Origin of the sequence: Nocardia sp. NPDC058705, assembly GCF_042749305.1 — a bacterium.
In the GTDB taxonomy this organism is placed as follows: domain Bacteria; phylum Actinomycetota; class Actinomycetes; order Mycobacteriales; family Mycobacteriaceae; genus Nocardia.
In genome coordinates this window covers 148,839-174,661 of sequence record NZ_JBHYRN010000003.1, presented here as the reverse complement: position 1 = coordinate 174,661, position 25,823 = coordinate 148,839, and the positions used below count along the sequence as shown (strand labels likewise).

General features: G+C 66.4%; 27 protein-coding genes. 10 read left to right on the top strand and 17 right to left on the bottom strand.

All coding sequences use genetic code 11. The features are described from left to right. Window positions 1–3 precede the first annotated feature (3 nt). A complete protein-coding gene (locus tag ACFW6D_RS06290) occupies window positions 4–963 on the top strand; it encodes a hypothetical protein (RefSeq protein ID WP_379325342.1) in 960 nt (319 codons plus the stop codon). 12 nt (window positions 964–975) lie between these two features. Here ACFW6D_RS06290 and ACFW6D_RS06285 read toward each other — a convergent pair whose 3' ends face one another. Together ACFW6D_RS06285 and ACFW6D_RS06280 are read right to left on the bottom strand one after the other, a co-directional pair. Further along, window positions 976–1,248 carry a helix-turn-helix domain-containing protein gene (locus ACFW6D_RS06285; RefSeq protein WP_379325735.1) on the bottom strand — a complete coding sequence of 91 codons (273 nt, stop codon included), beginning with the start codon at window positions 1,246–1,248 and terminating at the stop codon, window positions 976–978. Window positions 1,249–1,384: 136 nt separating this feature from the next. Then, window positions 1,385–3,016, bottom strand: a complete 1,632-nt coding sequence (locus ACFW6D_RS06280; protein WP_379325340.1) for an ABC-F family ATP-binding cassette domain-containing protein — start codon at window positions 3,014–3,016, stop codon at window positions 1,385–1,387. Window positions 3,017–3,140: 124 nt separating this feature from the next. On the opposite strand from ACFW6D_RS06280, the gene ACFW6D_RS06275 reads away from it, so the two are divergent. Next, entirely contained in the window at window positions 3,141–3,905 is a 765-nt protein-coding gene (locus ACFW6D_RS06275) for an SDR family oxidoreductase (RefSeq protein ID WP_379325338.1), read from the top strand. A 71-nt stretch (window positions 3,906–3,976) separates the two neighbouring features. On the opposite strand, the gene ACFW6D_RS06270 is transcribed toward ACFW6D_RS06275, so the two are convergent. The 5 genes from ACFW6D_RS06270 to ACFW6D_RS06250 all read right to left on the bottom strand — a co-directional run bounded on the left by ACFW6D_RS06270 (window position 3,977) and on the right by ACFW6D_RS06250 (window position 11,632). Further along, complete coding sequence (locus ACFW6D_RS06270) at window positions 3,977–6,322, bottom strand: MMPL family transporter (RefSeq protein WP_379325337.1); 2,346 nt, start codon at window positions 6,320–6,322, stop codon at window positions 3,977–3,979. A 182-nt stretch (window positions 6,323–6,504) separates the two neighbouring features. Continuing rightward, window positions 6,505–8,082 (bottom strand): ArnT family glycosyltransferase, encoded by a 1,578-nt coding sequence (locus ACFW6D_RS06265; RefSeq protein WP_379325335.1) that lies wholly within the window; start codon window positions 8,080–8,082, stop codon window positions 6,505–6,507. Then, window positions 8,079–9,650, bottom strand: a complete 1,572-nt coding sequence (locus ACFW6D_RS06260) for a glycosyltransferase (protein ID WP_379325333.1) — start codon at window positions 9,648–9,650, stop codon at window positions 8,079–8,081. Before ACFW6D_RS06260 ends, ACFW6D_RS06265 begins: the two co-directional genes overlap by 4 nt. A 208-nt stretch (window positions 9,651–9,858) precedes the next feature. Continuing rightward, window positions 9,859–10,911, bottom strand: a complete 1,053-nt coding sequence (locus ACFW6D_RS06255; protein ID WP_379325733.1) for a lycopene cyclase family protein — start codon at window positions 10,909–10,911, stop codon at window positions 9,859–9,861. A gap of 79 nt (window positions 10,912–10,990) precedes the next feature. Next, entirely contained in the window at window positions 10,991–11,632 is a 642-nt protein-coding gene (locus tag ACFW6D_RS06250; protein WP_379325331.1) for a LysE family translocator, read from the bottom strand. 124 nt (window positions 11,633–11,756) lie between these two features. On the opposite strand from ACFW6D_RS06250, the gene ACFW6D_RS06245 reads away from it, so the two are divergent. From ACFW6D_RS06245 to ACFW6D_RS06220, 6 genes are all read left to right on the top strand, one after another. Then, window positions 11,757–12,650, top strand: a complete 894-nt coding sequence (locus tag ACFW6D_RS06245) for a Ku protein (RefSeq protein ID WP_379325329.1) — start codon at window positions 11,757–11,759, stop codon at window positions 12,648–12,650. 15 nt (window positions 12,651–12,665) lie between these two features. Then, the gene (locus ACFW6D_RS06240; protein WP_379325327.1) at window positions 12,666–13,202 is read left to right on the top strand and encodes a GNAT family N-acetyltransferase; all 537 of its coding nucleotides are present in this window, start codon (window positions 12,666–12,668) and stop codon (window positions 13,200–13,202) included. A 106-nt stretch (window positions 13,203–13,308) separates the two neighbouring features. Then, complete coding sequence (locus ACFW6D_RS06235; protein WP_379325325.1) at window positions 13,309–14,568, top strand: NAD(P)/FAD-dependent oxidoreductase; 1,260 nt, start codon at window positions 13,309–13,311, stop codon at window positions 14,566–14,568. A gap of 131 nt (window positions 14,569–14,699) precedes the next feature. Beyond that, on the top strand, window positions 14,700–15,569 hold the full coding sequence (locus ACFW6D_RS06230; RefSeq protein ID WP_379325323.1) for a MetQ/NlpA family ABC transporter substrate-binding protein: 870 nt from the start codon (window positions 14,700–14,702) through the stop codon (window positions 15,567–15,569). Next, a complete protein-coding gene (locus tag ACFW6D_RS06225) occupies window positions 15,566–16,570 on the top strand; it encodes a methionine ABC transporter ATP-binding protein (RefSeq protein ID WP_379325321.1) in 1,005 nt (334 codons plus the stop codon). The genes ACFW6D_RS06230 and ACFW6D_RS06225 overlap by 4 nt, the downstream gene beginning before the upstream one ends. Continuing rightward, window positions 16,570–17,232, top strand: coding sequence for a methionine ABC transporter permease (locus ACFW6D_RS06220; RefSeq protein ID WP_379325319.1), 663 nt, complete (start codon window positions 16,570–16,572; stop codon window positions 17,230–17,232). The genes ACFW6D_RS06225 and ACFW6D_RS06220 overlap by 1 nt, the downstream gene beginning before the upstream one ends. A 62-nt stretch (window positions 17,233–17,294) precedes the next feature. Here the strand turns inward: ACFW6D_RS06220 and ACFW6D_RS06215 are convergent, their stop codons facing one another. Genes ACFW6D_RS06215 through ACFW6D_RS06205 form a run of 3 tightly spaced genes read right to left on the bottom strand, consistent with a single transcriptional unit; the run spans window position 17,295 to window position 18,595 of the window. After that, on the bottom strand, window positions 17,295–17,849 hold the full coding sequence (locus ACFW6D_RS06215; protein WP_379325317.1) for an NADAR family protein: 555 nt from the start codon (window positions 17,847–17,849) through the stop codon (window positions 17,295–17,297). Window positions 17,850–17,907: 58 nt separating this feature from the next. Beyond that, a complete protein-coding gene (locus ACFW6D_RS06210) occupies window positions 17,908–18,456 on the bottom strand; it encodes an AraC family transcriptional regulator (protein WP_379325315.1) in 549 nt (182 codons plus the stop codon). Continuing rightward, window positions 18,446–18,595 carry a hypothetical protein gene (locus tag ACFW6D_RS06205; protein ID WP_379325313.1) on the bottom strand — a complete coding sequence of 50 codons (150 nt, stop codon included), beginning with the start codon at window positions 18,593–18,595 and terminating at the stop codon, window positions 18,446–18,448. The genes ACFW6D_RS06210 and ACFW6D_RS06205 overlap by 11 nt, the downstream gene beginning before the upstream one ends. An 81-nt stretch (window positions 18,596–18,676) precedes the next feature. Here ACFW6D_RS06205 and ACFW6D_RS06200 point away from each other — a divergent pair, with 81 nt between their 5' ends. Beyond that, complete coding sequence (locus ACFW6D_RS06200) at window positions 18,677–19,570, top strand: NADP-dependent oxidoreductase (RefSeq protein WP_379325311.1); 894 nt, start codon at window positions 18,677–18,679, stop codon at window positions 19,568–19,570. Here ACFW6D_RS06200 and ACFW6D_RS06195 read toward each other — a convergent pair. Then, complete coding sequence (locus tag ACFW6D_RS06195) at window positions 19,567–20,841, bottom strand: PucR family transcriptional regulator (protein ID WP_379325310.1); 1,275 nt, start codon at window positions 20,839–20,841, stop codon at window positions 19,567–19,569. The genes ACFW6D_RS06200 and ACFW6D_RS06195 overlap by 4 nt on opposite strands. Before the next feature lie 155 nt (window positions 20,842–20,996). Between ACFW6D_RS06195 and ACFW6D_RS06190 the strand changes: the two genes are divergently transcribed. Continuing rightward, entirely contained in the window at window positions 20,997–21,620 is a 624-nt protein-coding gene (locus tag ACFW6D_RS06190; RefSeq protein WP_379325308.1) for a TetR/AcrR family transcriptional regulator, read from the top strand. 60 nt (window positions 21,621–21,680) lie between these two features. On the opposite strand, the gene ACFW6D_RS06185 is transcribed toward ACFW6D_RS06190, so the two are convergent. The 6 genes from ACFW6D_RS06185 to sufC all read right to left on the bottom strand — a co-directional run bounded on the left by ACFW6D_RS06185 (window position 21,681) and on the right by sufC (window position 25,802). Further along, complete coding sequence (locus ACFW6D_RS06185; RefSeq protein ID WP_379325306.1) at window positions 21,681–22,109, bottom strand: DUF4189 domain-containing protein; 429 nt, start codon at window positions 22,107–22,109, stop codon at window positions 21,681–21,683. Window positions 22,110–22,290: 181 nt separating this feature from the next. Continuing rightward, complete coding sequence (locus ACFW6D_RS06180; protein ID WP_379325304.1) at window positions 22,291–22,716, bottom strand: DUF4189 domain-containing protein; 426 nt, start codon at window positions 22,714–22,716, stop codon at window positions 22,291–22,293. Between the two features lie 176 nt (window positions 22,717–22,892). Next, window positions 22,893–23,297 carry a metal-sulfur cluster assembly factor gene (locus tag ACFW6D_RS06175; protein WP_379325302.1) on the bottom strand — a complete coding sequence of 135 codons (405 nt, stop codon included), beginning with the start codon at window positions 23,295–23,297 and terminating at the stop codon, window positions 22,893–22,895. After that, window positions 23,294–23,776, bottom strand: coding sequence for a Fe-S cluster assembly sulfur transfer protein SufU (gene sufU / locus ACFW6D_RS06170; protein ID WP_379325300.1), 483 nt, complete (start codon window positions 23,774–23,776; stop codon window positions 23,294–23,296). Before sufU ends, ACFW6D_RS06175 begins: the two co-directional genes overlap by 4 nt. A gap of 3 nt (window positions 23,777–23,779) precedes the next feature. Further along, a complete protein-coding gene (locus ACFW6D_RS06165; RefSeq protein ID WP_379325298.1) occupies window positions 23,780–25,033 on the bottom strand; it encodes a cysteine desulfurase in 1,254 nt (417 codons plus the stop codon). Between the two features lies 1 nt (window position 25,034). After that, window positions 25,035–25,802, bottom strand: a complete 768-nt coding sequence (gene sufC / locus ACFW6D_RS06160) for a Fe-S cluster assembly ATPase SufC (RefSeq protein WP_379325296.1) — start codon at window positions 25,800–25,802, stop codon at window positions 25,035–25,037. Between the last annotated feature and the right edge of the window lie 21 nt (window positions 25,803–25,823).

The following is a 25,823-nucleotide window of genomic DNA, read 5'->3' as shown; positions in this document are numbered from 1 at the left end:
GTCATGGAAGGCGCTACCGACGCCGTGCTCATCGTCTCCGAAACCGACGACCTGCACGCCGATGCGCTGGCGTCGACCTTGCGAGAACACCACGGGCTGGACCCGATTCGCTTGGATCTGCGTGACTTCCCCAGGGAGACAGGTAGTTTCCGCCTCGACAAGGCGGGCACCAACCGGGCGCTGTCGCATGTCCAAGGCCTCGACGACGTGCGCGCGGTGTGGTGGCGCAGACCGCACCCGTGCCAGGTGCCGCACGGCGTGCGCGTGGCCGACGACGAGTTCCGTCAGGCCGAGTGCGACGGGTTCCTCCAGGGCATGCTCTGGTCGATCCCGGCGTACTGGGTCAACGACCCGGCCGCCGAACGCACCGCGACCCGCAAGATCGTGCAGCTCGAAACCGCGCAGCGGGCGGGCTTCACGATCCCGGAAACGCTGATCACCAACGATCCCGACGAGGCGCGCAGTTTCGTCGAATCCCGGTGTGGCCCAGTGGTGTACAAACGCACCGGCACCGGACGTGGTGAATTCTCCGAGACCAGGATCATCACCAGGCCCGAGCTGAGCAGGCTCGACTCGATCCGCTCGACGCCCACGACCTTCCAGGATTACGTGGAGGCCAGCTGCGATCTGCGGGTGGTGTGGGTCGACGGGGTCGAGTGGAGTGTGCGGATCGACTCGCAGGCAGGCGTCGGCCGCATCGACTCACGCCTCGACACCTCGGTCGCGTTCGCGCGCGACCGGCTGCCCGCCTCGGTGAGCAAGTCCCTCGCCACCCTGATGGGTGCACTGGGACTGAGCTTCGGCGTGATCGACCTGCGCCTTGGCACCGACGGGGAGTACTACTTCCTCGAAGTGAACCCGCAGGGGCAGTTCGCGTACCTGGAGATCAAGACCGGGCTGCCGCTGTTCTCCAGCCTGGCGAATCTGCTGGTCCGCGGCGACGGAGCTGTGGCGGGCTGGTAGCGGCGCGCGGGGTCAGTCGGCCGGATTCTTGCGCCGGTTCGCGCCGCCGCGCCCGCGCAGCTCCACGTGTGACTCGACCAGCACATTGTGAATGAAGCCGTACGAGCGGCCGGTGGAGCGGGCCAGGGTGCGAATGGACGCGCCCGCCTCGTACTGCTTCTTCAGCTGGGATTGCAGCCGGTCGCGGGACTTGCCCGTCACCCGGGTGCCCTTGCCCAGGGCTGACTTGCCGATCGTCGATTTACCCTTGGCCGACCTAGCGGCCTGTCTGGCACTGTCGCTCATGGCTTCCTCCGAGTCGCCGAGCACTTCTTCCAGGCTAGACACTCCGCACTCGGTGATCAACGAAAACAGTGATCGAACTCACGCGATCCCGGCGAGTTCCCTCACGACACCGCGTTTCACGTGCGACACACCGGCCCTATGCGAGATCGATAAGCTCCGCGTACTCGGCGGACCAGTGGTCCTCGGTGCCGTCGGGCAGCAGGATGACCCGCTCCGGGTTGAGCGCCTCGGCCGCGCCCGGGTCGTGCGTCACCAGCACCACCGCACCCGCGTAGGTGCGCAGCGCCTCGAGGACCTGCTCGCGCGAGACGGGGTCGAGGTTGTTGGTCGGCTCGTCGAGCAGCAGCACGTTCGCCGCCGAGGACACCAGCCCGGCCAGTGCCAGACGCGTCTTCTCACCGCCGGACAGCGTGCCTGCGGGCTGATCCAGCTGCGGCCCGGTGAACATGAACGCGCCGAGCAGACTGCGCAGCTCCTGCTCCCCCGCGTCGGGCGAGGCGTGGCGGATGTTCTCCCACACCGAGGCCGAGTCGTCGAGGGTGTCGTGCTCCTGCGCGAAGTAGCCGACCTTGAGCCCACGACCCTGTTCGACACCACCCGCGGTCGGCGTCTCGACACCGGCGAGCAGTTTCAGCATGGTCGTCTTACCGGCACCGTTGAGGCCGAGCACGACCACGCGACTGCCCTTGTCGACGGCGAAGTTCACGCCGGTGAAGATCTCGAGGGAGCCGTAGAGCTTGGTCAGGTCCTTCACCATGAGCGGGGTCTTGCTGCAGGGTGCGGGCTCGGGGAAGCGGATCTTGGCGACCTTGTCGCTGACACGCACCTCGTCGAGCTCGTTGATCAACCGTTCGGCGCGACGCACCATCTGGTGTGCCGCAGCGGCTTTGGTGGCCTTGGCGCCGAGCTTGGCGGCCTGCTGACGCAGCGCGCCCGCCTTCTTCTCGGCGTTGGCACGCTCGCGCACGCGACGCTGTTCGTCGGTGGCGCGGGCGTCGAGGTACTTCTTCCAGCCCATGTTGTAGACGTCGGGCTCACCGCGCACGGCGTCGAGGAACCACACCTTGTTCACCACGTCGCCGAGCAGTTCCACATCGTGGCTGATCACGATCAGGCCGCCGTCGTGGCTCTGCAGGAAGCCGCGCAGCCAGGTGATGGAGTCGGCGTCGAGGTGGTTGGTCGGCTCGTCGAGCAGCAGGATGCGATCGGAGCGCCCGCCGGAACCGTCGGAGGCCGAGAACAGGATTCGGGCCAGTTCGATGCGTCGGCGCTGACCACCGGAGAGGGTGCGCAGTTGCTGATCGAGCACGCGGTCGGGTAGGCCCAGGCTGTTGCAGATGCGCGCTGCTTCGCTCTCGGCGACGTAACCGCCGAGCGAGGAGAACTGGTCCTCGAGACGCCCGTACCGGCGAATTGCCTTGTCGCGGGCGTCATCGTCGGCGACCTCGGCCATCTCGACCTGAGCCTTCTCCATGTCGCGCAGCAGCACATCGAGCCCACGGGCCGAGAGCACCCGGTCCTTGGCGATCACATCGAGATCGCCTTCCTTCGGGTCCTGCGGCAGGTAACCGATGTCGGTGGAGCGCGTGATCTTTCCGGCGTACGGCTCACCCTCGCCCGCGAGAATGCGCAGGGTGGTGGTCTTGCCCGCACCGTTGCGACCGACCAGTCCGATCCGGTCGCCGGACTGCACCCGCAGCGCCGGCCCAGGGGCCGAGAGCAGGGTGCGGACTCCGGCCCGGACCTCCAGGTCGGTCGCCGTGATCACAGAGTTCTCCTCAGAGTAAGACAAACGGAAAGGGGCATATCGGCAAGAACCACTTATTTTACCGTCGACACCGCCGGAAGCCGAACCCGGCGTTGCCCGATGTGAGCGTGGTTACTCTCGTCCCATGACTACCGACCTACTCGGCCGCACCGCTCTCGTCACCGGAGCCAGCCGTGGCATCGGCCTCGCGACTGCGGCAGAACTGATCCGCCGGGGCGCGAACGTGCTGATCACCGCCCGTAAACCCGAACCACTCGAAGCCGCGGCCACCGAGCTGCGGGCGCTGGGCCACCCGGGTCAGGTGAGCTTTGTCGCCGGCAACGCCGGTGACGCCGACGCGCGCGCCGAGGCCGTGGCACGGGCCGTCACCGAGTTCGGATCGCTCGACATCCTGATCAACAACACCGGCATCAACCCGGTCTACGGGGCACTGATGGATGCCGATCTCGGTGGCGTCAGCAAGATCTTCGACGTGAACGTGGTGGGGTCGCTGGGCTACATCCAGCAGGCCTACCGCGCGTGGATGGCTGAGCACGGCGGCGCGATCGTGAACGTGGCCAGTGTGGCCGGCATTCGGTCGTCCGGGGTGATCTCCGCCTACGGCGCGTCCAAGGCGGCGCTGATCCGGCTCACCGAGGAGCTGGCCTGGCAGCTGGGCCCGAAGATCCGCGTGAACGCGGTGGCACCGGGTGTGATCAAGACCAAGTTCGCCGATGCGCTCTACGCCGATGACGAGGAGCGCGCCGCGAGCGTGTACCCGATGAAGCGACTCGGCGTGCCCGAGGACGTGGCCCGGCTGATCGCGTTCCTGGTCTCCGACGAGGCCGCCTGGATCACCGGGGATTGTGTGCGGGTCGACGGCGGGTTGCTGGCCACCGGCGGCATCTGAAGCTGCCGCAACGACCGAGGGCGACACCGGAAGTCCGGTGTCGCCCTTGTCACGTCGGCTGCGCAAGCGTGTCAGTCCGAGGTTTGTCGGCTTCCCGCCGATGCCGTCAGGCTGGCGCTTTCCTCGGCCATCGCCGCCTCCCGCGCCGAGGCGGCACGTGCCGCCTCGGCGCGCGCGAGCGGATCCATGACGACGATCTCCTCGGACCGAGCGGCGAGCGGATCACGCACCACCACTTCGCGTTTCGAACGTGCCGAACCGCTGTCGTCCAGGCCCCACCGGTCGTGCAGGCGGTGCAAGAATTCCGGTGCGTACCAGTTGGCGTCGCCGAGCACCTTCATCGCGGCCGGCAGCAGGAACCCGCGCACGAGGGTGGCGTCGACGATCACCGCCAGCGGCAGGCCGATGCCGAAGGCCTTCATGAAGGTGATGTCGGAGGCGAGGAAGCCGAGGAACACCAGCGAGATGAGGATCGCGGCGGCGGTGACGATGCGCCCCACCCGTTCCAGGCCGAGCGCGACCGCCGTCTCGTTCTTGCCGGTGCGGTCGTATTCCTCGCGGATCCGCGACAGCAGGAACACCTGGTAGTCCATCGCGAGACCGAAGGCGGCGGCGAACAGCATCACCGGGACGGTGGCGGACAGGTCTCCGGTGACGGTGAAACCGAGCACCCCGGACAGGTGCCCGTCCTGGAAGATCCACACCAGCGCACCGAAGGTCGCGGTCAGGCTCAGCGCGCTGAGGAACACCGCCAGCACCGGCAGCACCACACTGCCGGTGAGCGCGAACAGCACGATCAGCATCATGATCACCACGAAACCGAGCGCCCACGGCAGTTCGTTCTCGATGGCGGCCACCGAATCGACGTTGGCCGCGGCCACGCCACCGACCAGCAACTCACTCGGTGTCGGCACCGCGCGCACCTGGTGGACCAGGTTCGCCAGGGCGTCGCTGTCGCCGGTAGCGGGCACGATCGACAGGTAGACGGCCTTCTCGACCCGGAATCGCGCGTTGGCCGCGGTCGGTTCGACGAGCAAACCGCCCTGGGCGTAGCTGCCGGTGGCGGTGTCGACGCGGCGCACGTTGTCCAGGTCGGACATGTCGCGCGCGATGGTGTCGAGTCCCGCTGCGCTGTAAGCACTCTCGGGCAGCACCGCGACGAGGGTGTGCTGGTCGCTCTCGCCGAAGTCGCGCGCCACGATCTCGGCGACCTGACGCGAGTTCATCGATGCGGGCAGGGTTCGTTCGTCGGGGAAACCGAGTTTCACGCCCAGGAACGGCGCGCCGAGCAGGAGCAGCAGCGCCGTGACAGCGAGTCCGATCGAGATGGGCTTACGCATCACGGCGGTGGCGAGCTTGTGCCAGGCGCCCTCGCCAGGTGCGGGACGTGGTGCGCGCAGGAACCACCAGCCGAGCTGGCCCTTGTCGATGCGCGTGCCGATCAGCAACAGCGCGGCGGGCAGCACGGTGAGCGACACCAGCGCGGCCAGCGCCGCGACGACGATGCCGGCGTAGCCCATCGACCGGATCGCCAGCAGCGGGAAGAACAACAGCCCGGCCAACGCCACCGCGACCGTGAGCGCGGAGAACGCGACGGTGCGGCCCGCGGTGCGCATGGTGGTGGCGACCGCGCCTGCCGGGGTGCGGCCCTCGGCGAGTTCGTCGCGGTAGCGGCTCACGATCAGCAGGCTGTAGTCGATGGCCAGCCCGAGACCGAGCAGCGTCGCCACGTTGGTCGCGGTGACCGACAACGGAGTGAACAGGGTGAGCAACCACAGCGCGCCCATGGTGGTGAGCACGGTGCCGATCGCGACGAGCAGCGGCAGGCTCGCGGCGACCAGGCCACCGAAGACGAACATCAGCGCGATCAGGGTGAGTGGGAAGGCGATGGCCTCGCCCTTGACGATATCGGTCTTGCTCTGCTGCACCGTCTCGTGCATCAGCATGGCGAATCCGCCCACCCTGACCTGCAACGATCCTTGCTCGCCCGTCAACTCCTCAGAGATGGCGGTGACGCGCTCGTCGATCTCGCGTTCGCTGCCGAGCACGCTCGCGACGATCATGCCCTGCTTGCCGTCGACGCTGCGCAGCGCGGGCAGGTGAGTGGTCCAATACGACATCACGTCGGTGACACCGGCGCGTTCCTGCAGGTTGGCGACCAATGCCGTTGCCGCCGCGGTGGATTCGGGGTCCTCGACCGACGACTCGGTTTCCACCAGCAGCAGCAGGTTCGGTGGTGCCTGCCCGAACTCGTCACGCAACACCTCGAGCGCGCGGCTGGATTCGCTGCCGGGGTCGGTGTATCCGCCGCCCTCCACCCGCTCGAACAGCGTGGCGCCCAGTGCACCGAGCACCACCGCGAGCACCGCGAATACGCCGAGCACCCAGCGACTGCGCCGCCTGGTGAATTCGAACACCGAAACCCCTAACTGATCACGCTCTGACGCGAGGCGCACTTCGACGCGCGGGGGCCCGGAATTGTTCCGGCCGACCGCCTCGTCTCACCCGATCCTGTTGGCGGGTCGGCGCGTTCGCGTGGCGATCGTAGCAACATCGTGGCGGTGCCGCCGGGCCTCGGCCGGACCGCTGTCGCACCCGGTCAGCTAACGGTATGGACCACCCGCATCACGGTGACCGCGGTGGCGCCTTCGCCGAAGGTCGCGAGCACCTCAGCGTGGTCGATGGCGGTGAACACCCAGGGCATCGTGGCCGCCGATTGGGCCGAGATGGTGGCCGCGGACAGGGCGAGGTAGTCGATGGCGGTCCAGGTGCCGATGTCGGTGGCGACGCCGGGGTCGCTGTCGACCTTGTAGACCCAGACATTGTGCTCGGCGTCGAATCCGGCGTTGAGTAGGTCGAGCCACAGTTCGCTCTCGGTGACCACCAGCGCGTCGCGCGCGACATTGGCGGCGATCCAGGCGACCGCTTCGCGCTCGGGGCGGTCTTCGTCGAGGGTGAACTGCCGTTGCAGGGTGGCGGGCCAGGTGCGGGCCAGTGCGGTCGCGGCGATCGGCATCGCGACGAGGAGCGCGACCGTGGCGAGTGCGGTGACGCGCCACTGCTTCTCGGCGTACCAGTTGGTGACGCGCGAATATCCGAGATCGGCGACGGCGGCGAGCGCGAGCGCGAGGAAAGGCAGCACCGTCACCACATACATGGCGGGGACATATCCCCCGCGCGCGAGCATCAGCAGCTGAGCCACCACGAGCACTACCACCGGCCGCCATTTCGGCACGAAAACCAGTGCGGCCGTGGCGAACACACCGCCCACGGGCAGCAGTAGATCGAGTTCGAGCCAGGTGTCGACGAGCCTGCGGACATCGCTGCCCGGATCCAGGATCGAGCCGCTACCCGCACGAGCCGACAGCTGCCATTCGATCGCCTCCCACAGACTGACGTGTCCCACACCTGGCAGCAATTCGCTCTTGACCGCCGCGAACAGTGGATACAGCGACACCGACATCACGAACACCACCGCGAACGAGACCCCGGCGTACTCCCTGTTCCCCGCCCCGTGATAGTGCCGCCACAGCGCGTAGGCCAGGGCGGGTGCGGCGATGGCGAGGGTTTCCTTCGTGGTGACAGTGATCGCGAAGCACACCGCCGCCCCGACCGCCGCGCCCCAGCGTCGCCGGGGCGAGAGCGCGAGCACGAAGCTCGCCAGCAGCCAGGCCAGGGCGATGTTGTCCAGCAACACCATTCGGCCGTAGTGCACGGCCAGCGGACTGAACACGAACAGCGCCACCGCGAGGGCGGCCCATCCACTGCGCAGCCCCATGCGCCGGGCGAGCACGAACAGCAGTGCGGCCGTGACCATTCGGACGACGACCATGAACTCACGGCCCGCCATCACCGTGTTGTCCGACCAGCGCTGCAGGCCACGGGTGAGTTCGAACCACATCGACATCTGCACCCAGCCCAGCGGCGGATGGTCGTACCAGTAGGTGTAGTGCGCGAGGGCGCCCAGATTCGGAATCGCCCATGCCTGAGCGACATACACGCCCTCGTCACCGAAACGGATCGGATAGCCGGTGATGCCGATCGCGGTCACCACACCTGAGCACAGGGCGAGCGCGGCGATCAGGAGCTGGGTCTTGCGGCGCGGGGTGAGCCGAGGTTTCGCGGGAACCAGTTCGACGACCGGGGCGAGCGGTGCGTCGATGGCGGGCGCGCTCATGCGGTCCTGCTCAGCGCCGGGGCGAGATCGAAGTGGTCGCCGACGTGCGCGGTCTTGTCCCAGCCGAGCTTGCCCATCGCGTACCAGACCACGGCCTGCAGCGCGGCGAACGACAGCACCAACTGATACGGGTAGAACGTCACCACGAACAGCGGATACACATGCCACGGCACCCGGCGCGCGTAGATCCGGCCGTATTCGCGAATCTGCAACAGCTGCAAGGCGATTCCGAGCACGATCGGAATGGTCGGCAGGCACACCGCCACCGCCAGCGGCGCGGGCGATTTGATCCAGAACAGGGTGATCAGGGTCAGCGGGAGGATGGCCAGCGAGATCGTCTGGAACAGGCTCATCGACAGGATCCACACCGCCACCATGCGACTGCGCACCGTCGGCAGCGACCGCCAGTTACCGGCGACCAGACTCTGCAGGAACCCGATGTTCCAGCGGCGCCGCTGTTTCACCAGCGTCAACAAGCTGGGCGGGGTTTCCTCACGGGTGGTCAGGCGCGGGTCGTAGAAGGTGAGCGTGCGGGCACGGTGCACCGCCGTGGCGCGGATGCCGAGTTCGCAGTCCTCGGTGAGCGACATCGGCCAGCCGCCGGATTTGGCCAGCAGTTCCGCGCGCAGGAACACGGTGTTGCCGCCCAGCGGCATGAAGCCGCGGTCGGATTGGTAGCGCATCTGCGAGGAGAACCAGCGGGTGTATTCGAGCAGGTTGTGCCAGGCATACCAGCGGTGCAGGCGTTGCCCGGCGCGGCGCCAGAACGTGCCGGTGATCTGCGGATCCATCAGCTGGATGCCGCCCTGGATGATCTCGACCTCGGGGTTGTCCTGGAAGGCCTGGTCGACCGCGCACAGCAGACCGGGGGCGGCCAGCGATTCGGCATCGAGGATCGTGAACACGGTGAACTGGTCGCGCAGCTGCCAGAACGCGTAGTTGAGTTGCTGCGGTTTGTTCGGCGGGCGGTCGCGCAGCGGGTAGATCAGCAGCTGGACGGGGCCGGGCGTTTCGTGGGTGCGGGCGGGTGCGAAGCGAAGGGCTTCGTCGAGGTCGCGACGGATGCGGTCGTAGCCGTGCCCACGGGCGAAGCCCTCGTTGACGATGTGCGCGGTAGTCGCTGCGACAGCGCAGGTTTCGGGATCGTCGTCGTTGATCACCGTCACGACGCGATGCGCTGGATGATCACGTTGGGTCCAGGCGGTGTTGAGCAGGGTGTGGGCGAGCACATCGGTTTCGTGTCTGGCCGGGATGAGCACCGCGATGGCCTCGCGGGCGGGTCCGTCGGGTTCGGCGAGCAGCAGCTGACCCTCCAGGCCCGATTCGCGGTGCATGTAAACCAGCGAGACCAGGAACGAACAGCTCATCACCATGGCGAACACCGAGAAAGTGACACCGGCGACGATCAGGAACACCCGAAGATCGTCGACCAGCAGATAACAGACGGCGACACTGCCGAGCGCCCCGATCAGCAAGCCCAACATCGCTTTTCGCGATACCTTGCGGCTGTTCTCGCCGTGCACCAGGTGGGTGGCGCGAGTGCGCGGGGGTGGGGCTTCGACATGCACGTTGGATCACCCGGATTTCGACGAAGACCGACAGGTTGACCGGTGACCACCCCGACGTCAGCCCCCGCGCCCCGAACCGGTCGGCGCGGTGGCGTCCGGTAGGCGGCATGCCCGGCCACGACGCCGGACAGCGAAATCCTAGCAAGGGTGTTGCGCCCCGGCATGTTTGAGAAATTGACGATTGGGTAAACAGGTTCTCCGCTACCGGCTAGCCGATGCCGATAACCGAGGTAGCGAGAGTGCGTTGCAGGCGCGGGGGTAGGTCAGCGAACAACGCGCGCATCGCCGCGAGGGTGCCGCGAGGATCGTCGCGACCCGACAGATACGAATGTTGGAGCGGGGCAGGCAAACCGAAGAACGCATCGAAGAAGACCGGGATATCGCGAGGCGGCAGGGCGAGGAGCGCACGCAATCCGGCACGGCGCAGGGCGGCAACGGCACGAGCCTGCGGGGTCCAGATCCTCCCACCCGCGACGACGGTGTCGGCGGCGGCGAGGGCGGCTGCGACGCTGTAGCCGGTCGCCGGATGCGTCAGTCCCCCGGCCGCCCCGAACCGCCCGTTCCCCGGTGTGCCGCCCTGCACCGGAAATCGCACTCGCTCAACAGGTTCGGTCCCTGACAGCGAAATCCCGCGAGCTCGCAGCCGATGTTCCAGCCTGTGCCGCAACACTTCCGGAGTGAGTGCGGGTCGGCCGGCCAGGCAGGTTTCCTCGTACAACACGGCGTCGCCACCGAGCGGCACCACGTAGAGGAACGACGGCATCTCATCGGGCCCGGCACCGTTGTCGCGACGCCAATCCATGAACAACGTCTCGCCTCGGTCGCGATCGAGAACCACACCATAGGCAGTCTGCTCAGCACGCCCCGGCCTTCGTCCCAATCCGCGCGCATCCACCACCCGTCCGGAACAGGTCACCCCGTCTGCGGTTCGCACCGTCCCACGCCGCGCATCGACCTCGACAACCCGATCCGCTAGCACCGTCACCCCATCGAGCGTCAGCGAAGCTTGCAGCCCCGCCGTATCGAACACCCGATAAACCCGCTCGATCCGATGCTCCCCCTCTCCCCAAGCCAACGGCCCCTCCACTGTCGCCGCCACCACCTCGGAACCAACCCACTCCGGCACCTCGTCAGCCCACGCCGCATAAGTCGGCGTCCACACCCGATCCGGCGACGGATCAACCGCAACCACCGACAACCCCTGGGCAACCGCACGATGAGCCACCGCCCGCCCCGCAGGACCGAGCCCACACACGATCAGGTCCGCACGCACCCAACGATTGGACCAGACCCGATATCGTCCATCGCCGCCGCACCACCGCGCCGCACCCCTCGACCGGCTACGCGGTTGTGCGGGTCGACAGTGTGGCGACACCGAGGACGGCCAATGCGCCGGAACTCAGATTGCTCAGCGCGCGGGCGATCTTCGGCCTGCGCAACCATCGCACCGCCCGCGCGGCGACAACGGCGACCAGGAGCAGCCAGACGAACGCGACGATCCCGTCGATCACACCCAACACCATCGTCACCGTCGCCGCGGACGAGCCGGTCGGCGCGAACTGGGGAACCACCGCGAGGAAGAACAGGCCCACCTTCGGGTTCAGCAGACAGGAAACGACACCGTCACGGAACGCGGCCGCAGTACTCGACTCCGCCTTTCGCGCCGCTCCGTCATCGACGGGCGCGCCCCTGTCGCGGTGCAGGAATCCACTGATACCCAGGTAGATCAGATAGAGCCCGCCGACGATCTTCAAAATCTGCAATGCGGTCGGGTAGGCGGCGAGCAGCGCGGCCAAACCCACAGCAACCGCGCCCGCCCAGACCAGCGACGCGAGGCCGGAACCGGCCGCGGCGGCAATGCCGAGTCGCGCACCGGACAGGGAGTGGCGCAGCACGAGAAAGGTGTCGGGCCCCGGCGTAATCGCCAGCAGCAGACAGAGTCCGGCGAACGCCAACAGAGCGGGTACTGACGTAACGGCCATGCGCTTGTCTATCAACCATTTCGGAGCGGCGCGAGTCCTTTTTCAAGCTCTCCTCGGTCACGGACCAGCGGCGATTCGATGCCGCTTGCTCGCCAGGGCGCAATATATCGACCATGATGGGGAAATGAGGTCGATCTGGAAGGGCTCGATCGCTTTCGGGCTGGTCAATGTGCCGGTCAAGGTTTATACCGCGACCGAAGATCATGACATTCGGTTCCATCAGGTCCACGCCAAGGACGGGGGCCGGATCAAATATGACCGGGTGTGTCAGGTGTGTGGGAATTCTGTGCAGTTCGCCGACATCGATAAGGCCTATACCTCGCCTGACGGTGAGCAGGTGGTGTTGACCGACGAAGATTTCGCGAAGCTGCCCGCGGCGGAGAAGCACGAAATTCCGGTGTTGGAGTTCGTGCCGTCGGATCAGATCGACCCGGTGTTGTTCGACAAGAGCTATTACCTCGAACCGGATTCCACGACGCCGAAGGCGTATCAGTTGCTGGCGGCGACCCTGGAACGGATCGACAAGACCGCGCTCGTGCACTTCACCCTGCGGCAGAAGACCAGGTTGGCCGCGCTGCGGGTACGCGACGGTGTGCTGGTGCTGCAGACGCTGCTGTGGCCCGACGAGGTGCGGGCGGTGGAATTCCCGTCGCTCGAGGACGCGCCCGCCCCGCGCCCGCAGGAACTGAAGATGGCCGAGACATTGGTCGAGTCGATGTCGGGTGATTTCGACCCGTCCGAATACACCGACGAATACCAGATCGAACTGCAGAAACTCCTCGACGAGGCGATCGCCAGCGGCACCGGCAAGGTCGAACCGGCCGCCGAAACCGAGCCCGCCGAACAGGCCGACGCCGAGGTCGTGGATCTGGTCGCCGCGCTGCAGCGCAGTCTCGAGGCCAGCGGGCGCCGGGAAGCCACCCCGGCCAAGCCCGAGAAGAAAACCGCCGCCAAGAAGGCCGCACCGCGCAAAGCCGCGGCCAAGACCGCAGCGTCCAAGACCCGTAAGGGCGCGTAGGGCACACTGGCGGCCATGGACACCGCCATCGCTGTCGTGCCGATGGGATTGGGACACCTGCGTCAAGTCCTCGACCTCGGCCATCAGGTCTTCGACACCACCATCAAGCCGTACACGTCGTGGTCGCTCACGGCCGTCGCCCAGCATCTCGACAGCCCCGACAACGCCTGCTGGGTGGCCCTGGATTCCGACCGGGTGGTCGGGTTCGTGCTCGGGTCGATGGAGTTCGAGCATCGCGACGACTGGGCGTATCTGGAATGGATCGCGGTCGCCCCCGATATGCAGGGCCACGGGATCGCGCGGCGGCTGGTGAACGTGTGCTCGGAGGCGCTGTTCGCGCGCGGTGCCCGCCATATCGTCACCGATGTCGAGGACCGCAACAGTGCCTCGGCCGCACTGATGACCAGCAGCGGCTTCGTGCCCGCCGCGACCGTCACGCTGCTGGTTCGCCCCAACCCCGACGTACCTGACGACGATGCCACGCTGCCGCCGATCACCAAACGTGACCTCGTCCGCCGGGGCCGGTTGTCGATCGAGCACCCGCTGCGCTGATCCGCTCCGCCGAATCGGACACCACCGCGCTTCACCGGATCCGGCGCGGCCCATAGGTGCGGAGTGCCGCACACCCATCTCCCCAGGTCCGGCCTATTCTCGACAGGTGGCTCCTACTCCGCAGGACGAGCACGACAACGCCGAGCTGACCGTGGTGGCCGACCTGTGGTCGCCCGCGTGCACCGCGATTCGCACCTTTCTGGCCCGCAACGAAATCGCTTGTCGCTGGGTGCAACCCACCCATCCGACCGGCCGCGAACTCCTCGACGAACACGGTTTCACCGCCGAGGACACCCCGGTGCTGTTCGCCTCGGACGGGCGCGTCCTCAAACCCACCGGTGAGGAACAGCTCGCCGAGTGGGTCGGTCTGCACACGAAGCCCACCGCCGACGACTACGACCTGCTCATCGTCGGCGGCGGCCCCGCCGGCATGGCGGCCGCGCTCTACGGCGCCTCGGAGGGGTTGCACACGATCCTGCTCGAACGGTGGGCGATCGGCGGCCAGGCCGGACTGAGCTCCGACATCCAGAACTATCTCGGTTTCCCCGACGGCATCTCCGGTTCCGACCTCACCGACCGCGCCCGGAGACAGGCTGCCAAATTCGGCGCCGAACTGGTGATCAGCCTGCAGGCCGACCAGCTGCGCCCCACCGACCACGGCTTCGCGGTTCACTGCACCGACGACGTCACCGTCACCGCCCGTTCGGTGATCATCGCGACCGGCGCCTCCTTCCGCACCCTCGACATCCCGAGTGTCGACAAGTTCAACGGCCGCGGCGTCTTCTACTTCTCCGCGCTCACCGAGGCACCGCTGTGCTCGGGCTCGGATGTGTACATCGTCGGCGGCGCGAACTCCGCGGGTCAGGCGGCGGCCTACTTCGCCTCGTGCGCCCGCAAGGTGATCATGCTGGTGCGCGCGGATTCCCTGGCCGTGGAGATGTCGAGCTACCTGATCGAGCAGATCGCGGCGATCCCGACCATCGAAGTCCGCACCAGCGTCGAAGTCGTCGACGCCTCCGGCGACACCCACCTCGAACACCTCACCCTGCGCGACCGCAAGACCGGCGCCGTGGAGGAAGTGCCCGCGACCTGGCTGTTCGCGTTCATCGGCGCGAACCCGGCAACCGGCTGGCTCGATGATTCGTTCGCCCGCGACGATCACGGCTACCTCCTCACCGGCCCCGACATCGCCACCGTCGACGGTTCTGCCTGGCCGCTGAAACGCCCACCCCTCCACCTGGAAACCACGGTGCCGGGAGTCTTCGCGGCAGGTGATGTGCGCGCGTTCAACGGTCACCGCGTCGCCGGCGCCGTCGGTGAGGGGTCGATGGCCGTGATGCTGGTGCACAAGTTCCTGCACGACTGACGTCGCAAAGTTAGACGGTCGTCCAGGTATTGGGGAGGGTTTCGCTCGCAGCAAGCTAAACCATTGTCGAGGGTTGCTGGGGGCGACTTGGATAGCCGAGTTCCTCTTCTGCGAGTTATTCGGGAGTACACGTGAAATTCCGTCGGACACTGGCGATCCCGGTGTTGATAGCAACCGCGGCCCTCACCCTCACCGCGTGCGGCTCCGATGACACGTCGGGCACGGTGGTGCGGATCGGCACCACCGACAAGGACAAGGCGTTCGAGGTCTTCGAGCAGAAGGCCAAGGAGCAGGGCATCACGCTGAAGGTCACCAATTTCTCCGACTACAAGCAGCCGAATACGGCGCTGTCGCAGAAGCAGATCGACCTCAATCTGTTCCAGCATCTGCAGTTCCTCGGCCAGTACAACGTGGCGAGTTCGGACACGCTCACGCCGATCGGCTCGACTTATATTGTGCCGCTGGGCGTTTACTCGAAAAAGCACAAGGCGCTGGCCGATATCCCGGCCGGCGGCGAGATCGCGATCCCCAACGATCCGACCAACCAGGCGCGCGCACTGTTCGTGCTGCAGGCGGCCGGGTTGCTGAAGATCACCGGCACCTCGGTCCAGCCGACCCCCGCCGATATCGACAAGGCCGCATCCAAGGTGCGGGTGACGCCGGTCGACGCCGCCCAGACCGCGTTGTCGCTGCCATCGGTCGACGGCTCGGTCATCAACAACACCTTCCTGGAGCGGTCGGGTGTCGACCCGAAATCGGCACTGTACAAGGATGATCCGAACAATCCCGCTGCTGAGCCGTACATCAATGTGATCGTCAGCCGTGCCGAGGACAAGACGAATCCGACGTATCTGAAGCTGGTCGAGATCTGGAAGGACGCGGCCGTGGCCGCCGCGCACGCCGAGGTCACCAAGGGTACCGCGGTCGCCGTGAACCGGACCGGCCCCGAGCTCGAGCAGATCCTGGACCGGGTGCAGCAGGGCATCCGTACGACCAAGTGAACGCGGCGGTCGAATTCCGCTCCGTCACCAAGGTTTTCGGCAGCGGCAAAGACCAGCACACGGCTCTCGAGAACATCGACCTGCGGATCGAACCCGGGGAGATCTTCGGGGTGATCGGTTACTCGGGCGCGGGCAAGTCCACCCTGGTGCGGCTGATCAACGCGCTGGACAAGCCGACTTCGGGCACTGTCACGATCTCCGGCACCCCCATCACCGGGGTGCCGGAGGCGGCGGTGCGCAAGCTGCGGCGCGATATCGGCATGGTGTTCCAGCAGTTCAATCTGTTCCGATCCCGCACTGCCGCAGGCAATATCGAGCATCCACTCAAGGTGGCGGGCTGGAAACGGGCCGAGCGCAAGGCCCGCGTGGCCGAGTTGCTCGAATTCGTGGGACTCACCGACAAGGCGCGCGCGTACCCCGATCAACTCTCGGGCGGGCAGAAGCAACGGGTCGGGATCGCCAGGGCGCTCGCGACGTCGCCGTCACTGCTGCTCGCCGATGAGGCAACCTCCGCGCTCGACCCGGAAACCACCGGCGAGGTGCTGCGACTGCTGAAGAAGATCAATGACGAACTCGGGGTGACCATCGTGGTGATCACCCATGAGATGGATGTGATCAGGGCGGTCGCCGACCGGGTGGCGGTGCTGGCCGAGGGGCGGATCGTCGAATTGGCTTGCACCTTCGATGTTTTCGCCGCGCCACAGGCCACGCCTACGCGTTCCTTCGTAGCGACCGTGCTGCACAACCGACCGGATGCGACGGAACTGGAACGCCTCCAGGAACTACACGGGGGCCGGTTGGTCACCGTCGACATCGATGACGACAGCGGGCTCGGCGCGGCATTGGCCGCCGCGACGGCCGCCGACGTGCGCTTCGAGATCGTCTACGGCGGGGTGAGCACGTTGCAGGACAAGACCTTCGGCAGTGTCACGTTGTCACTGCACGGTCTCGATGCCGCGGTGGATCGTGTTGTCGCCGACCTGGAACGGAAGGCGGGCTGATGGAAACGAACTGGGAGAAACTGCGGCCCACACTGTTCGAGGCGATCGGGACCACCATCTACCTGGTCGGTGTGACGTTCGTGGTGGCCGGGGCGATCGGGCTCGTCCTCGGGACCGCGCTCTACACGACCCGCAAGGGTGGACTGCTGGCGAACGCGCCGATCTACTTCGTACTCAATGTGTTCGTCAATATCGTGCGCCCGATTCCGTTCATCATTCTGCTGGCCGCGCTCGGTCCGGTCACCCTGGAAGTGGTCGGCACGACGATCGGTTCGGAGGCGGCACTGTTCGTGATGATCGTCGCCGCGTCGTTCGGCATCGCGCGAATCGTCGAGCAGAACCTGGTGACCGTCGATCCCGGGGTGATCGAGGCGGCGCGTGCGATCGGCGCGGGTCCGCTGCGGATCATTGTCACGCTGCTGATCCCGGAAGCGTTGGGCCCGTTGATTCTCGGCTACACATTCGTGGTGATCTCGATCGTCGACATCTCGGCGATGGCGGGGACGGTCGGCGGTGGCGGGCTCGGTGATTTCGCCATCGTCTACGGGTATCAGCAGTTCCAGTGGCAGGTCACGCTCGTGGCGGTGCTCATCATCATCGTCGGCGTGCAGGGTGTGCAGTTCTTCGGGAACTGGCTGGCCAGGAAGGTGCTGCGCCGCTGAAACGAGCAGGGGCACAGAGCTGTTCACTCCGTGCCCCTGCTGCCTCAGATATCGGCCGTCACCTACCGACCAACCAGCTCATCCCGCGCCCGCATCAACGCGAACCCGAGCAGGTTGAGCCCCCTCCATCGATCGGGCTCCGTCGCGGCAGGATCGTCGGCGGCCAACCCGATCCCCCAGATCCGGTCGACCGGACTCGCCTCGACGAGCACGCGAGACCCGATGCCGGTCAGGAACTTCCGCAGCCCGTCGTCCTGCCCGAACTTGGCCACACTCCCCGTGACCACGATGTCGAATCGCGCACCCACCCAGACGCTTTCGTCGAAATTCCGGATCTGCCTGCCGAGCTTCTTCGCCTGACTCGGATGACCGACCTCGAGCACCTTCGCCGCCGTGGCCGCGTCGTCGAACAGCAACGCCTTCCGCCACATCATGTAATGCTCGGCGCTGGCGAATTCCACCCCGTCGACCTCGAATGTCGCCGGCCACCACTGACTCAGGCAACTCGACCCGAGCGCTGCGTCCCGACGCGGACTGTGCCCCCAGAACGCCAGGTACTTCGGCGTAGCACCCTGCGCGATCGCCTCGCGCAACTGCTCGACATGCTCGACGGTCATTACCCCTCCTGGTTTTAGTCAAATTAACCATATTATGAGGTCGGGGCTTGCGCAAGCCCTATTCGCCCCGTTGGTGCGTTCGCCGGTATTCGCCTGGCGGCCTGAGGAATCGGCGCTTGAAGGCAGTGGCGAAGGCGAACTCGGAGGTGTAGCCGACCTGGTGGGCGATGGTTGTCAGCGGTGCGTCGGTGGTGCGTAGCGCGCGGGCGGCGAGGGTCATGCGCCACCAGGTGAGGTAGTGGATCGGCGGGGTGCCGGTGAGATCGGCGAATCGTTTCGCAAAGGGAGCCCTGGTCGTGTCGGCACGACGGGCCAGCCGGGCGACGGTCCACGGATGGGCGGGGTCCTGATGGATAGCCGCCAGCGCGGCACTGACGACTGGGTCGCGAAGTGCTGCCGACCAACCGGTGTGGGTGGTGGTTGCGTTGAACTCCAGCCATGTCCGCAGCGCGTAGTGCACAACGACGTCGAGAAGAGACGGCACGACTCCGTCCGTGCCAGGGCCGGGGTGTTCCAACTCCCCGGTGAGAAGTTCGACAGCCGCGGACAACTGAGGGCAACCGTGCCGGGCTCGGCCGACTCGCCCGCACCCGAGGTCAGAACACACCGACCCGCGACCACGACTCGGAACCCGACGGCGCCTGGACCGGGGTGAAGTGCTGCGTCCACGGCGCCTGCCAGGTGTGCAGGAAGGACCTGGGGCGGCCGGTGCGGAGAATCGACAGCACATCACTGAGCACGTCCACCCGACCAGCTTAGGACGATCGCGATGGAAACAGAGACTTCGAAGCATTGTTCGTCTCGATCAACGCCTCTACGGTCGATGAATGAGAGCTGCACGGATCCATCAATTCGGCACCGCCGACGTCATCACGGTCGATGAAATACCCTGTCCGACACCGGGTCCCGGGCAGGTGCTGATCAAGGTAGCGGCAACTTCGATGAATCCGACCGAGGCGGCGTTGCGCGCGGGGTTGCTGCGCGCGATAGTGGCGACCGACTTCCCGTTGACGTTGGGCTGGGATGTCGCCGGCGTAGTCGTCGGACCGGACGTGGGCGGTCACCGGACCGGCGATCGAGTGATCGGGTGGATCGAGGGTGCGGCCGCCGAGTACGCGGTCGCGGATGCCTCGGCGCTGGTCAGCGCGCCGACCACCGTCCCGCTCGCCGACGCCGCCGCGCTCCCCCTCGCCGGCTTGACCGCGTGGCAGGTAATCGAAGCTGCCCGACTGACAGAAGGCGAGGTAGTGCTGATCAATGGTGCCGGTGGTGGAATCGGTGGGTTCGCAGTGCAATTGGCCAAGAGAACCGGAGCACGGGTGATCGCTACGGCTGGGCCGCGCAGCGCCTCGACGGTCCGAGCGCAGGGCGCCGACACGGTCATCGATTACACGACCACGGCGGTCGAAGCGGTGATCGGTGACCCGGTCGACGTCGTGGTCAACCTCGTACCACTCGGCGCTACGCGATCGAACGTGCTGACTTCGCTGGCCGGGGCCGACGGGCGGATCGTCTCCGCGACCGATGTCATCACCGCACCGAACTCGACGCACATCGTCGCCGACAACGACCCAGTCGACCTGGCCAGATCGGTCCGCCTGATCGACCGAGGCGAGCTCACCCTCGACATCTCCGAGCGGCACACCCTCGACGACCTCGCCACCCTGCACCGCCGCAGTGAAGCAGGCGAGCTGCGAGGCAAGGTCGTCGTGGCGGTCTAAGCCGAACGGATGCCGTCGAGGGAGGCGGCGTAGGGGGCGCGGCGGGGGCCGGTGGTTTCGACTCCGATGGTCGCGGGGCCGGTGTGGAAGCTGCGCGCGATCATCGACGAGCGCAGTTGCCACAGGCCCGAGGACTGAGCGGGGTCGAGGCCGGTGAGCTGGGCTACCCGGCGCAGGCGGTAGTCGACGGTGTTGGTGTGGATGTGCAGCAGGCGTGCGGTGCGCTGGCGGTTCATGTTGTTGGCGATGTGCACGCGCAGAGTTTCGTAGAGCTCAGGGTGGTTGTCGAGGGGAGCGAGGAGTTCGCCGAGGCGGGCGCGACCGGGGCCGGGGCGGGTGAGCTGGTATTCCAGGGCGAGGTCGCCGAAGCGGTAGAGGCCGGGGGCACTGTCGAGGCGCTCCACCATGTCGAGGAGTTCGTGGGCGCGCTGGGCCGCGTCGGGGATCTCATCGGTGGCGGCGGGCACCAGAGCGGCAGTGACCTCGACGTGCGCGGCGCGCGAGAGCGCCTCGACCAGGGCGTCGAGTTGCTCGTCGACCAGCAGATCGGAGGGGATCAGCAGGGTTCCACCGTCGACCGACAGCAGCGACAGCACCTGCTCGCCGCAGCGGTGCGCCAATGCCGTCTGCACCCGGCGCAGCTTGCGCCGGGCCACCACCGCGCCGTTCACGCGCGGATCGCGCTCGTCGGGATGGGCCCCGATCGAGAGGGCGAGCACCGAATACGCGTCGGCGACGGTGATCCCGACCTCGCGCGCCATCGTGACCGTCGACTGACCGGCCAGCAGCGCTGAGGTGAGCGTGTGCACGGCGGTGTGATGCTCCCCGACAGCCTCACGGTGCTCGCGGATGTAGGAGCGAGTCACGGTGGTGCACAACAGATCCGAGATCTCGACGGTTCGGCGGAAGCCGTGGATCAAGCTCGCGCGATCGGCATCGCCTACCTCGTCGTAGACCGTGTCGAAAGCGAGCCGGAAGCCCTCGTGGAAGGCGTGCAGGATCGTGTCGATCGGCACACCCTCGCGCGCCCAGCCCGCCGCCGCCACCGCGAGCCGGTTCAGTTTCACCTCCTCGTCGCGGCCGTCCAGCATGCCGCCGACGATTTCCAGACACATCCGGGTGACCGAGGTGACGTCGCCGGAGATCACATCGCCGGGTAGCGTCCGGCAGGTCGCGACGTTGTCGACGAAATGACCGACCAATCGGCTGGTCATCGTCCGGACGTCACGCAGGGGCTGCCACAGGGCCGTCTCGTCCAGTGGGATCGTCATCGTCGACTCCTCCTTCTACACCCCGGCGTCGCCGGTAGTGGTTGTGCCTCGGTCGTGTTGGCCTATGTGATGACCGCACTTCGGTTTCTCTGTGATCATGACTGTAGGGTGAGCAACAGCTCACCTTCTACTCTTCTTTCCGTCGAGGTCGAAAAATGCCAACGCAAGCCGATAAGCAGCGCAAACGCCCCAAGCAGGACCGGGCGAAGGAGACGCGAACACGCATTCTCTCGGTCGCTGCTCATCTTTTCGGTACCCGCGGCATCGGCAACACCTCGACCAACCGGATCGCCACCGAAGCGGGCATGAGCATCGGCACGCTGTACCGGTATTTCAACGACCGCGACGAGATCGTCAAAGAACTCAACGACAGCCTGTTTCTGCAGGTAGAAGACCGCTACAGCCAGCTGCTGACCAACAGCTCGGAACAATCCCCGCGCGAGGCAGTGGTCGGTCTGATCCGCTCGGCCGTGGACATCCTCGTCTCCAACGGACCGCTCGTGCGGGCCCTTGTCACCGATCTGCAGTTCCACGGCAGTGGTATCCCCGAATTCGAACCCCGACTGCGGATGCTGATCAAGCTCTACATCCTCCAGATGATCGGCCCGATCAAGCACGCCGACATCGACGTGATGGCCTTCGTCGTACTCAACGCGGGCTTCGCCACCGCGTTGCGTTCGGTCGAACTCGACGACGCTGAACTCGACGCCATCATCGCAGGCACCGCCGACATGATCAGCGCGTGGTTCGACACGGTCGCCGCAGCCGAAAACGCTTAGCGCACAACGACAAAGGCCCGGATCCTCGGCGAGGATCCGGGCCTGATCGCTATGCGGTGATCAGCGTGCGTTCGCCGTGCAGATCGCGTCGACGACCTCGGAGCCACTCATACCCGCCGAGCCCGTGTTGGCCAGCAGCGCGGTCGGGGTCAGCTCGGACAGGTTCTCGTAGGCCTTACGCTCTGCCTCCGCCCGTGACGCGCCTGTCGCCCAGGCGATGCCGTTGTCGCTCTCGACCAGCACGGCGCAGCCGTTGGCCCAGGTCGTCACCACATTGCAGTCCGCCAGGTGGCAGTCGGCGATCGCGGCGGCTTCGGCCGCCTCGGGGGTGGCCTCGTTGACGCTGATGCCGTAGATGGCCTGGCCGTCGCTCAACGCGATCGACGCCCACTGGTCGCCTGCCGCGCTCGCCGAACCGGCACCGAGCACAGATCCGGCCGCAAGTACCGACGCCGCCACGGCGAAGCCGACCTTACCCATGAAACTCATTCGAAAGATCTCCTCTTGAAAGCTGTTCCGGAAGTCCGGAACCTTTCAGATCATCACCGAACTACCGGTGATAGCCAACCCCGCGGTGAAATATCACATCACCACTGTCAGCGCATGATCACACCGAACACCCGGGGGCCCGGATCCATTCGAATCCGGGTCCCCGAGGGTCAGGTACGGGTCAGCGGGCGTTCGACGTGCAGACCACTTCGACGACCTTGTTGCCGCTCAGATCCGACGACCCGAAGTTCGCCAGCATTGCCAGCGGCGCACGTTCGGACAGCTTGTTGACGGCGTTTCGCATGGCGTCGCTGCGGGTGGGCCCCGATGCCACTACGGTCGAACCGTCGTTCCACACCATCGCTCCGCAGCCGTTGGCCCACGAGAGCACGACCTTGCAGTCGTCGTAACCACACCGCTCCAGCGCGCGTTCCTCTGCGGCCTCGCGGCTCGGCCAGTCGAAACTCGACTCGTAGGTCCATTGCCCTTGGCTGACGGCGAACGCGCCGTGCAGACTTTGCGCGTTCGCCGCACCGGCACCCAGCACCGACCCGGCCGCAAGAACCGACGCCGCCACGGCGAAGCCGACCTTACCCATGAAACTCATCCGAAAGTTCTCCTCTTGAAAGCTGTTCCGGAAGTCCGGAACCTTCAAGATGATCATCGAATATCCGGTGACAGCCAACCGCACGGCGCAAGATCACAATCGCACCGGTCAGTGCAATACCGGAAGAACATGACGGGCCCGGATCCGCATAGGATCCGGGCCCGAGACGTGTTGTGCTACACCGTGAAGCCGAGGGCGCGCAGCTGTTCGCGGCCGTCGTCGGTGATCTTGTCCGGGCCCCACGGCGGAATCCAGACCCAGTTGATCTTGAGTTCCTCGACCAGGCCGCTGCGCACGAGCGCGTTGCGGGACTGGTCTTCGATGACGTCGGTCAGCGGACAGGCCGCCGAGGTGAGCGTCATGTCGAGGGTGCAGATGTTCTCGTCGTCGACCGAAAGGCCGTAGACCAGGCCGAGGTCGACGACGTTGATGCCGAGTTCGGGGTCGACGACGTCGCGCATCGCTTCCTCGAGATCGTCGATGTGCTGGGCCTGCTCGGGGGTCAACTCGACCTCGGCGGGCTTGGCGACCTCGGCCTCGACGGCTTCCGGGGTCTGTGCGGTATCGGTGCTCTCACTCATGTGGCAGACTCCCCATTTCCGATCGGTGCCTTGGTTTCCTCGGCCGAACTGATCTGCACGACAGCGTCTTTGAACGCCATCCAGCCCAGCAGCGCGCACTTGACGCGCGCCGGGTACTTGCTCACGCCGGCGAGGGCGATGCCGTCGCCGATCATGTCCTCGTCGCCTTCGACGGTGCCGCGGCTGGAGATCATCTCGCTGAACGAGTCGACCACCTTCAGCGCCTGCTGCACCGGCAGCCCGATCACCTGATCGGTGAGGATCGAGGTGGCGGCCTGGCTGATCGAGCAGCCCTGTCCGTCGTAGGAGACGTCGGCGACCTCGCCCGCGTCGTCGATCTGCACGCGCATGGTCACTTCGTCACCGCAGGTCGGGTTCACGTGGTGCACCTGGGCACCGAACGGTTCCCGCAGCCCACGGTGGTGCGGGTGCTTGTAGTGATCCAGGATCACTTCCTGGTACATCTGCTCCATACGCATGACTTACGCAACTCCGAAGAAGCTCTTGGCCTTCCGCACGGCGGCAACCAGTGCGTCGACCTCGTCGAGGGTGTTGTAGACGGCGAACGAGGCACGCGCGGTGGCGGCGACACCGAACTTGCGGTGCAGCGGCCAGGCGCAGTGGTGTCCGACCCGGATGGCGACACCCTGGTCATCGAGGATCTGGCCCACATCGTGGGCGTGGATCCCGTCGACCACGAACGACACCGCGCCACCGCGATCGGAGTTCTCGCTGGGTCCGATGATCCGCACCCCGTCGATCCCCGACAGTCCGTCCAGCGCCGCACCGGTGAGCGAATGCTCGTGTGCGGCAACGGCATCCATGCCGAGGTCTTCGAGGTAGCGCACCGCGGCGGCCAGCCCGACCACCTGCGACGTCATCGGAGTACCTGCCTCGAAGCGCTGCGGGGGCGGCGCGTAGGTGGTCTTCTCCATCGTGACGGTCTCGATCATCGACCCACCGGTGATGAACGGCGGCGTCTCCTCCAGCAGCGCGCGACGGCCGTACAGTCCGCCAACGCCCATCGGGCCTAGCATCTTGTGGCCGGAGAACGCGGCGAAGTCGACACCGAGCTCGTGGAAGTCCACCGCCATGTGCGGCACCGACTGGCAGGCATCGAGCACGACGAGCGCGCCGACTGCCTTTGCGCGGCGGACCAATTCGTCCACCGGAGCGACGGCGCCGGTCACGTTCGACTGATGGCTGAACGCGAGAACCTTTGTCGCGGACGACAGTTCGAGCGAATCCAGGTCGATGCGACCGTCGTCGGTGATCCCGTACCACTTGAGAGTGGCACCGGTGCGCCGCGCAAGCTCTTGCCACGGAACGAGATTCGCGTGATGCTCGAGCTCGGTGATGACGATCTCGTCACCGGGGCCGACCTTGTAGGGGAACCGGTCGTCACCGAAAGCGTTGGCCACCAGGTTCAGCGACTCGGTCGCGTTCTTGGTGAACACGATCTCGCCGGTGTCGGCACCGACGAAGCGGGCGATATCGGCGCGCGCCTCCTCATAGGAGTCGGTCGCCTCCTCCGCCAGCTGATGCGCACCACGGTGCACCGCGGAGTTACGGGTGAGCAGGAATTCGCGCTCGGCGTCCAGCACCTGCAGCGGACGCTGCGAGGTCGCACCGGAATCCAGGTACACCAACGGTTTCCCGTCCCGCACCGTGCGGTGCAGGATCGGGAAGTCGGCGCGGATCCGAGCTACGTCGAGAGCTGGCACCGTAGCGGTCATATCAGGCTCCAGCGGTCGCGGACGTGAAGCGCTCGTACCCGTTCGCGTCGAGTTCATCGGCCAGCTCGGAGCCACCCTCGGCCACGATCTTGCCGTTGACGAACACGTGCACGAAGTCGGGCTTGATGTAGCGCAGGATGCGGGTGTAGTGCGTGATCAGCAGCACGCCACCGTCGGTGCGCTCCTTGTAGCGGTTCACACCGTCGGAGACGATGCGCAGCGCGTCGACGTCGAGGCCGGAGTCGGTCTCGTCCAGGATCGCGATCTTGGGCGCGAGCAGACCCAGCTGCAGCACCTCGTGACGCTTCTTCTCGCCACCGGAGAAGCCCTCGTTCACCGAGCGGTCGGCGAAGGCCGAGTCGATGTCGAGTTCCTTCATCGACTCCTTGACTTCCTTGACCCAGGTGCGCAGCTTGGGGGCCTCGCCGCGCACGGCGGTGGCGGCGGTGCGCAGGAAGTTCGACATCGACACGCCGGGAACCTCGACCGGGTACTGCATGGCCAGGAACAGGCCCGCGCGGGCACGCTCGTCGACCGACATCGCGAGGACGTCTTCGCCGTCGAGGGTGATGGTGCCCTGAGTGACGGTGTACTTCGGGTGACCCGCGATCACGTAGGACAGCGTGGACTTGCCCGAGCCGTTGGGGCCCATGATGGCGTGCGTCTCGCCGGACTTCACGGTGAGGTTCACGCCGTTGAGGATCTGCTTGGACTCACCCTCGGGGGTGGTGATCTCGGCGTGCAGGTCCTTGATTTCCAAGGTGGTCATCGAATCAGAATCCTTCGGTAA

What these genes read in the sequence shown, in the direction of transcription:
- ACFW6D_RS06290 (WP_379325342.1), top strand. Translation starts at nt 4, where the DNA reads ATGGAAGGCGCTACCGACGCCGTGCTCATCGTCTCCGAAACCGACGAC.
- ACFW6D_RS06285 (WP_379325735.1), bottom strand. Translation starts at nt 1,248, where the DNA reads ATGAGCGACAGTGCCAGACAGGCCGCTAGGTCGGCCAAGGGTAAATCG.
- ACFW6D_RS06275 (WP_379325338.1), top strand. Translation starts at nt 3,141, where the DNA reads ATGACTACCGACCTACTCGGCCGCACCGCTCTCGTCACCGGAGCCAGC.
- ACFW6D_RS06265 (WP_379325335.1), bottom strand. Translation starts at nt 8,082, where the DNA reads ATGAGCGCGCCCGCCATCGACGCACCGCTCGCCCCGGTCGTCGAACTG.
- ACFW6D_RS06250 (WP_379325331.1), bottom strand. Translation starts at nt 11,632, where the DNA reads ATGGCCGTTACGTCAGTACCCGCTCTGTTGGCGTTCGCCGGACTCTGT.
- ACFW6D_RS06245 (WP_379325329.1), top strand. Translation starts at nt 11,757, where the DNA reads ATGAGGTCGATCTGGAAGGGCTCGATCGCTTTCGGGCTGGTCAATGTG.
- ACFW6D_RS06240 (WP_379325327.1), top strand. Translation starts at nt 12,666, where the DNA reads ATGGACACCGCCATCGCTGTCGTGCCGATGGGATTGGGACACCTGCGT.
- ACFW6D_RS06220 (WP_379325319.1), top strand. Translation starts at nt 16,570, where the DNA reads ATGGAAACGAACTGGGAGAAACTGCGGCCCACACTGTTCGAGGCGATC.
- ACFW6D_RS06215 (WP_379325317.1), bottom strand. Translation starts at nt 17,849, where the DNA reads ATGACCGTCGAGCATGTCGAGCAGTTGCGCGAGGCGATCGCGCAGGGT.
- ACFW6D_RS06200 (WP_379325311.1), top strand. Translation starts at nt 18,677, where the DNA reads ATGAGAGCTGCACGGATCCATCAATTCGGCACCGCCGACGTCATCACG.
- ACFW6D_RS06195 (WP_379325310.1), bottom strand. Translation starts at nt 20,841, where the DNA reads ATGACGATCCCACTGGACGAGACGGCCCTGTGGCAGCCCCTGCGTGAC.
- ACFW6D_RS06190 (WP_379325308.1), top strand. Translation starts at nt 20,997, where the DNA reads ATGCCAACGCAAGCCGATAAGCAGCGCAAACGCCCCAAGCAGGACCGG.
- ACFW6D_RS06185 (WP_379325306.1), bottom strand. Translation starts at nt 22,109, where the DNA reads ATGAGTTTCATGGGTAAGGTCGGCTTCGCCGTGGCGGCGTCGGTACTT.
- ACFW6D_RS06180 (WP_379325304.1), bottom strand. Translation starts at nt 22,716, where the DNA reads ATGAGTTTCATGGGTAAGGTCGGCTTCGCCGTGGCGGCGTCGGTTCTT.
- ACFW6D_RS06175 (WP_379325302.1), bottom strand. Translation starts at nt 23,297, where the DNA reads ATGAGTGAGAGCACCGATACCGCACAGACCCCGGAAGCCGTCGAGGCC.
- sufU (WP_379325300.1), bottom strand. Translation starts at nt 23,776, where the DNA reads ATGCGTATGGAGCAGATGTACCAGGAAGTGATCCTGGATCACTACAAG.
- ACFW6D_RS06165 (WP_379325298.1), bottom strand. Translation starts at nt 25,033, where the DNA reads ATGACCGCTACGGTGCCAGCTCTCGACGTAGCTCGGATCCGCGCCGAC.
- sufC (WP_379325296.1), bottom strand. Translation starts at nt 25,802, where the DNA reads ATGACCACCTTGGAAATCAAGGACCTGCACGCCGAGATCACCACCCCC.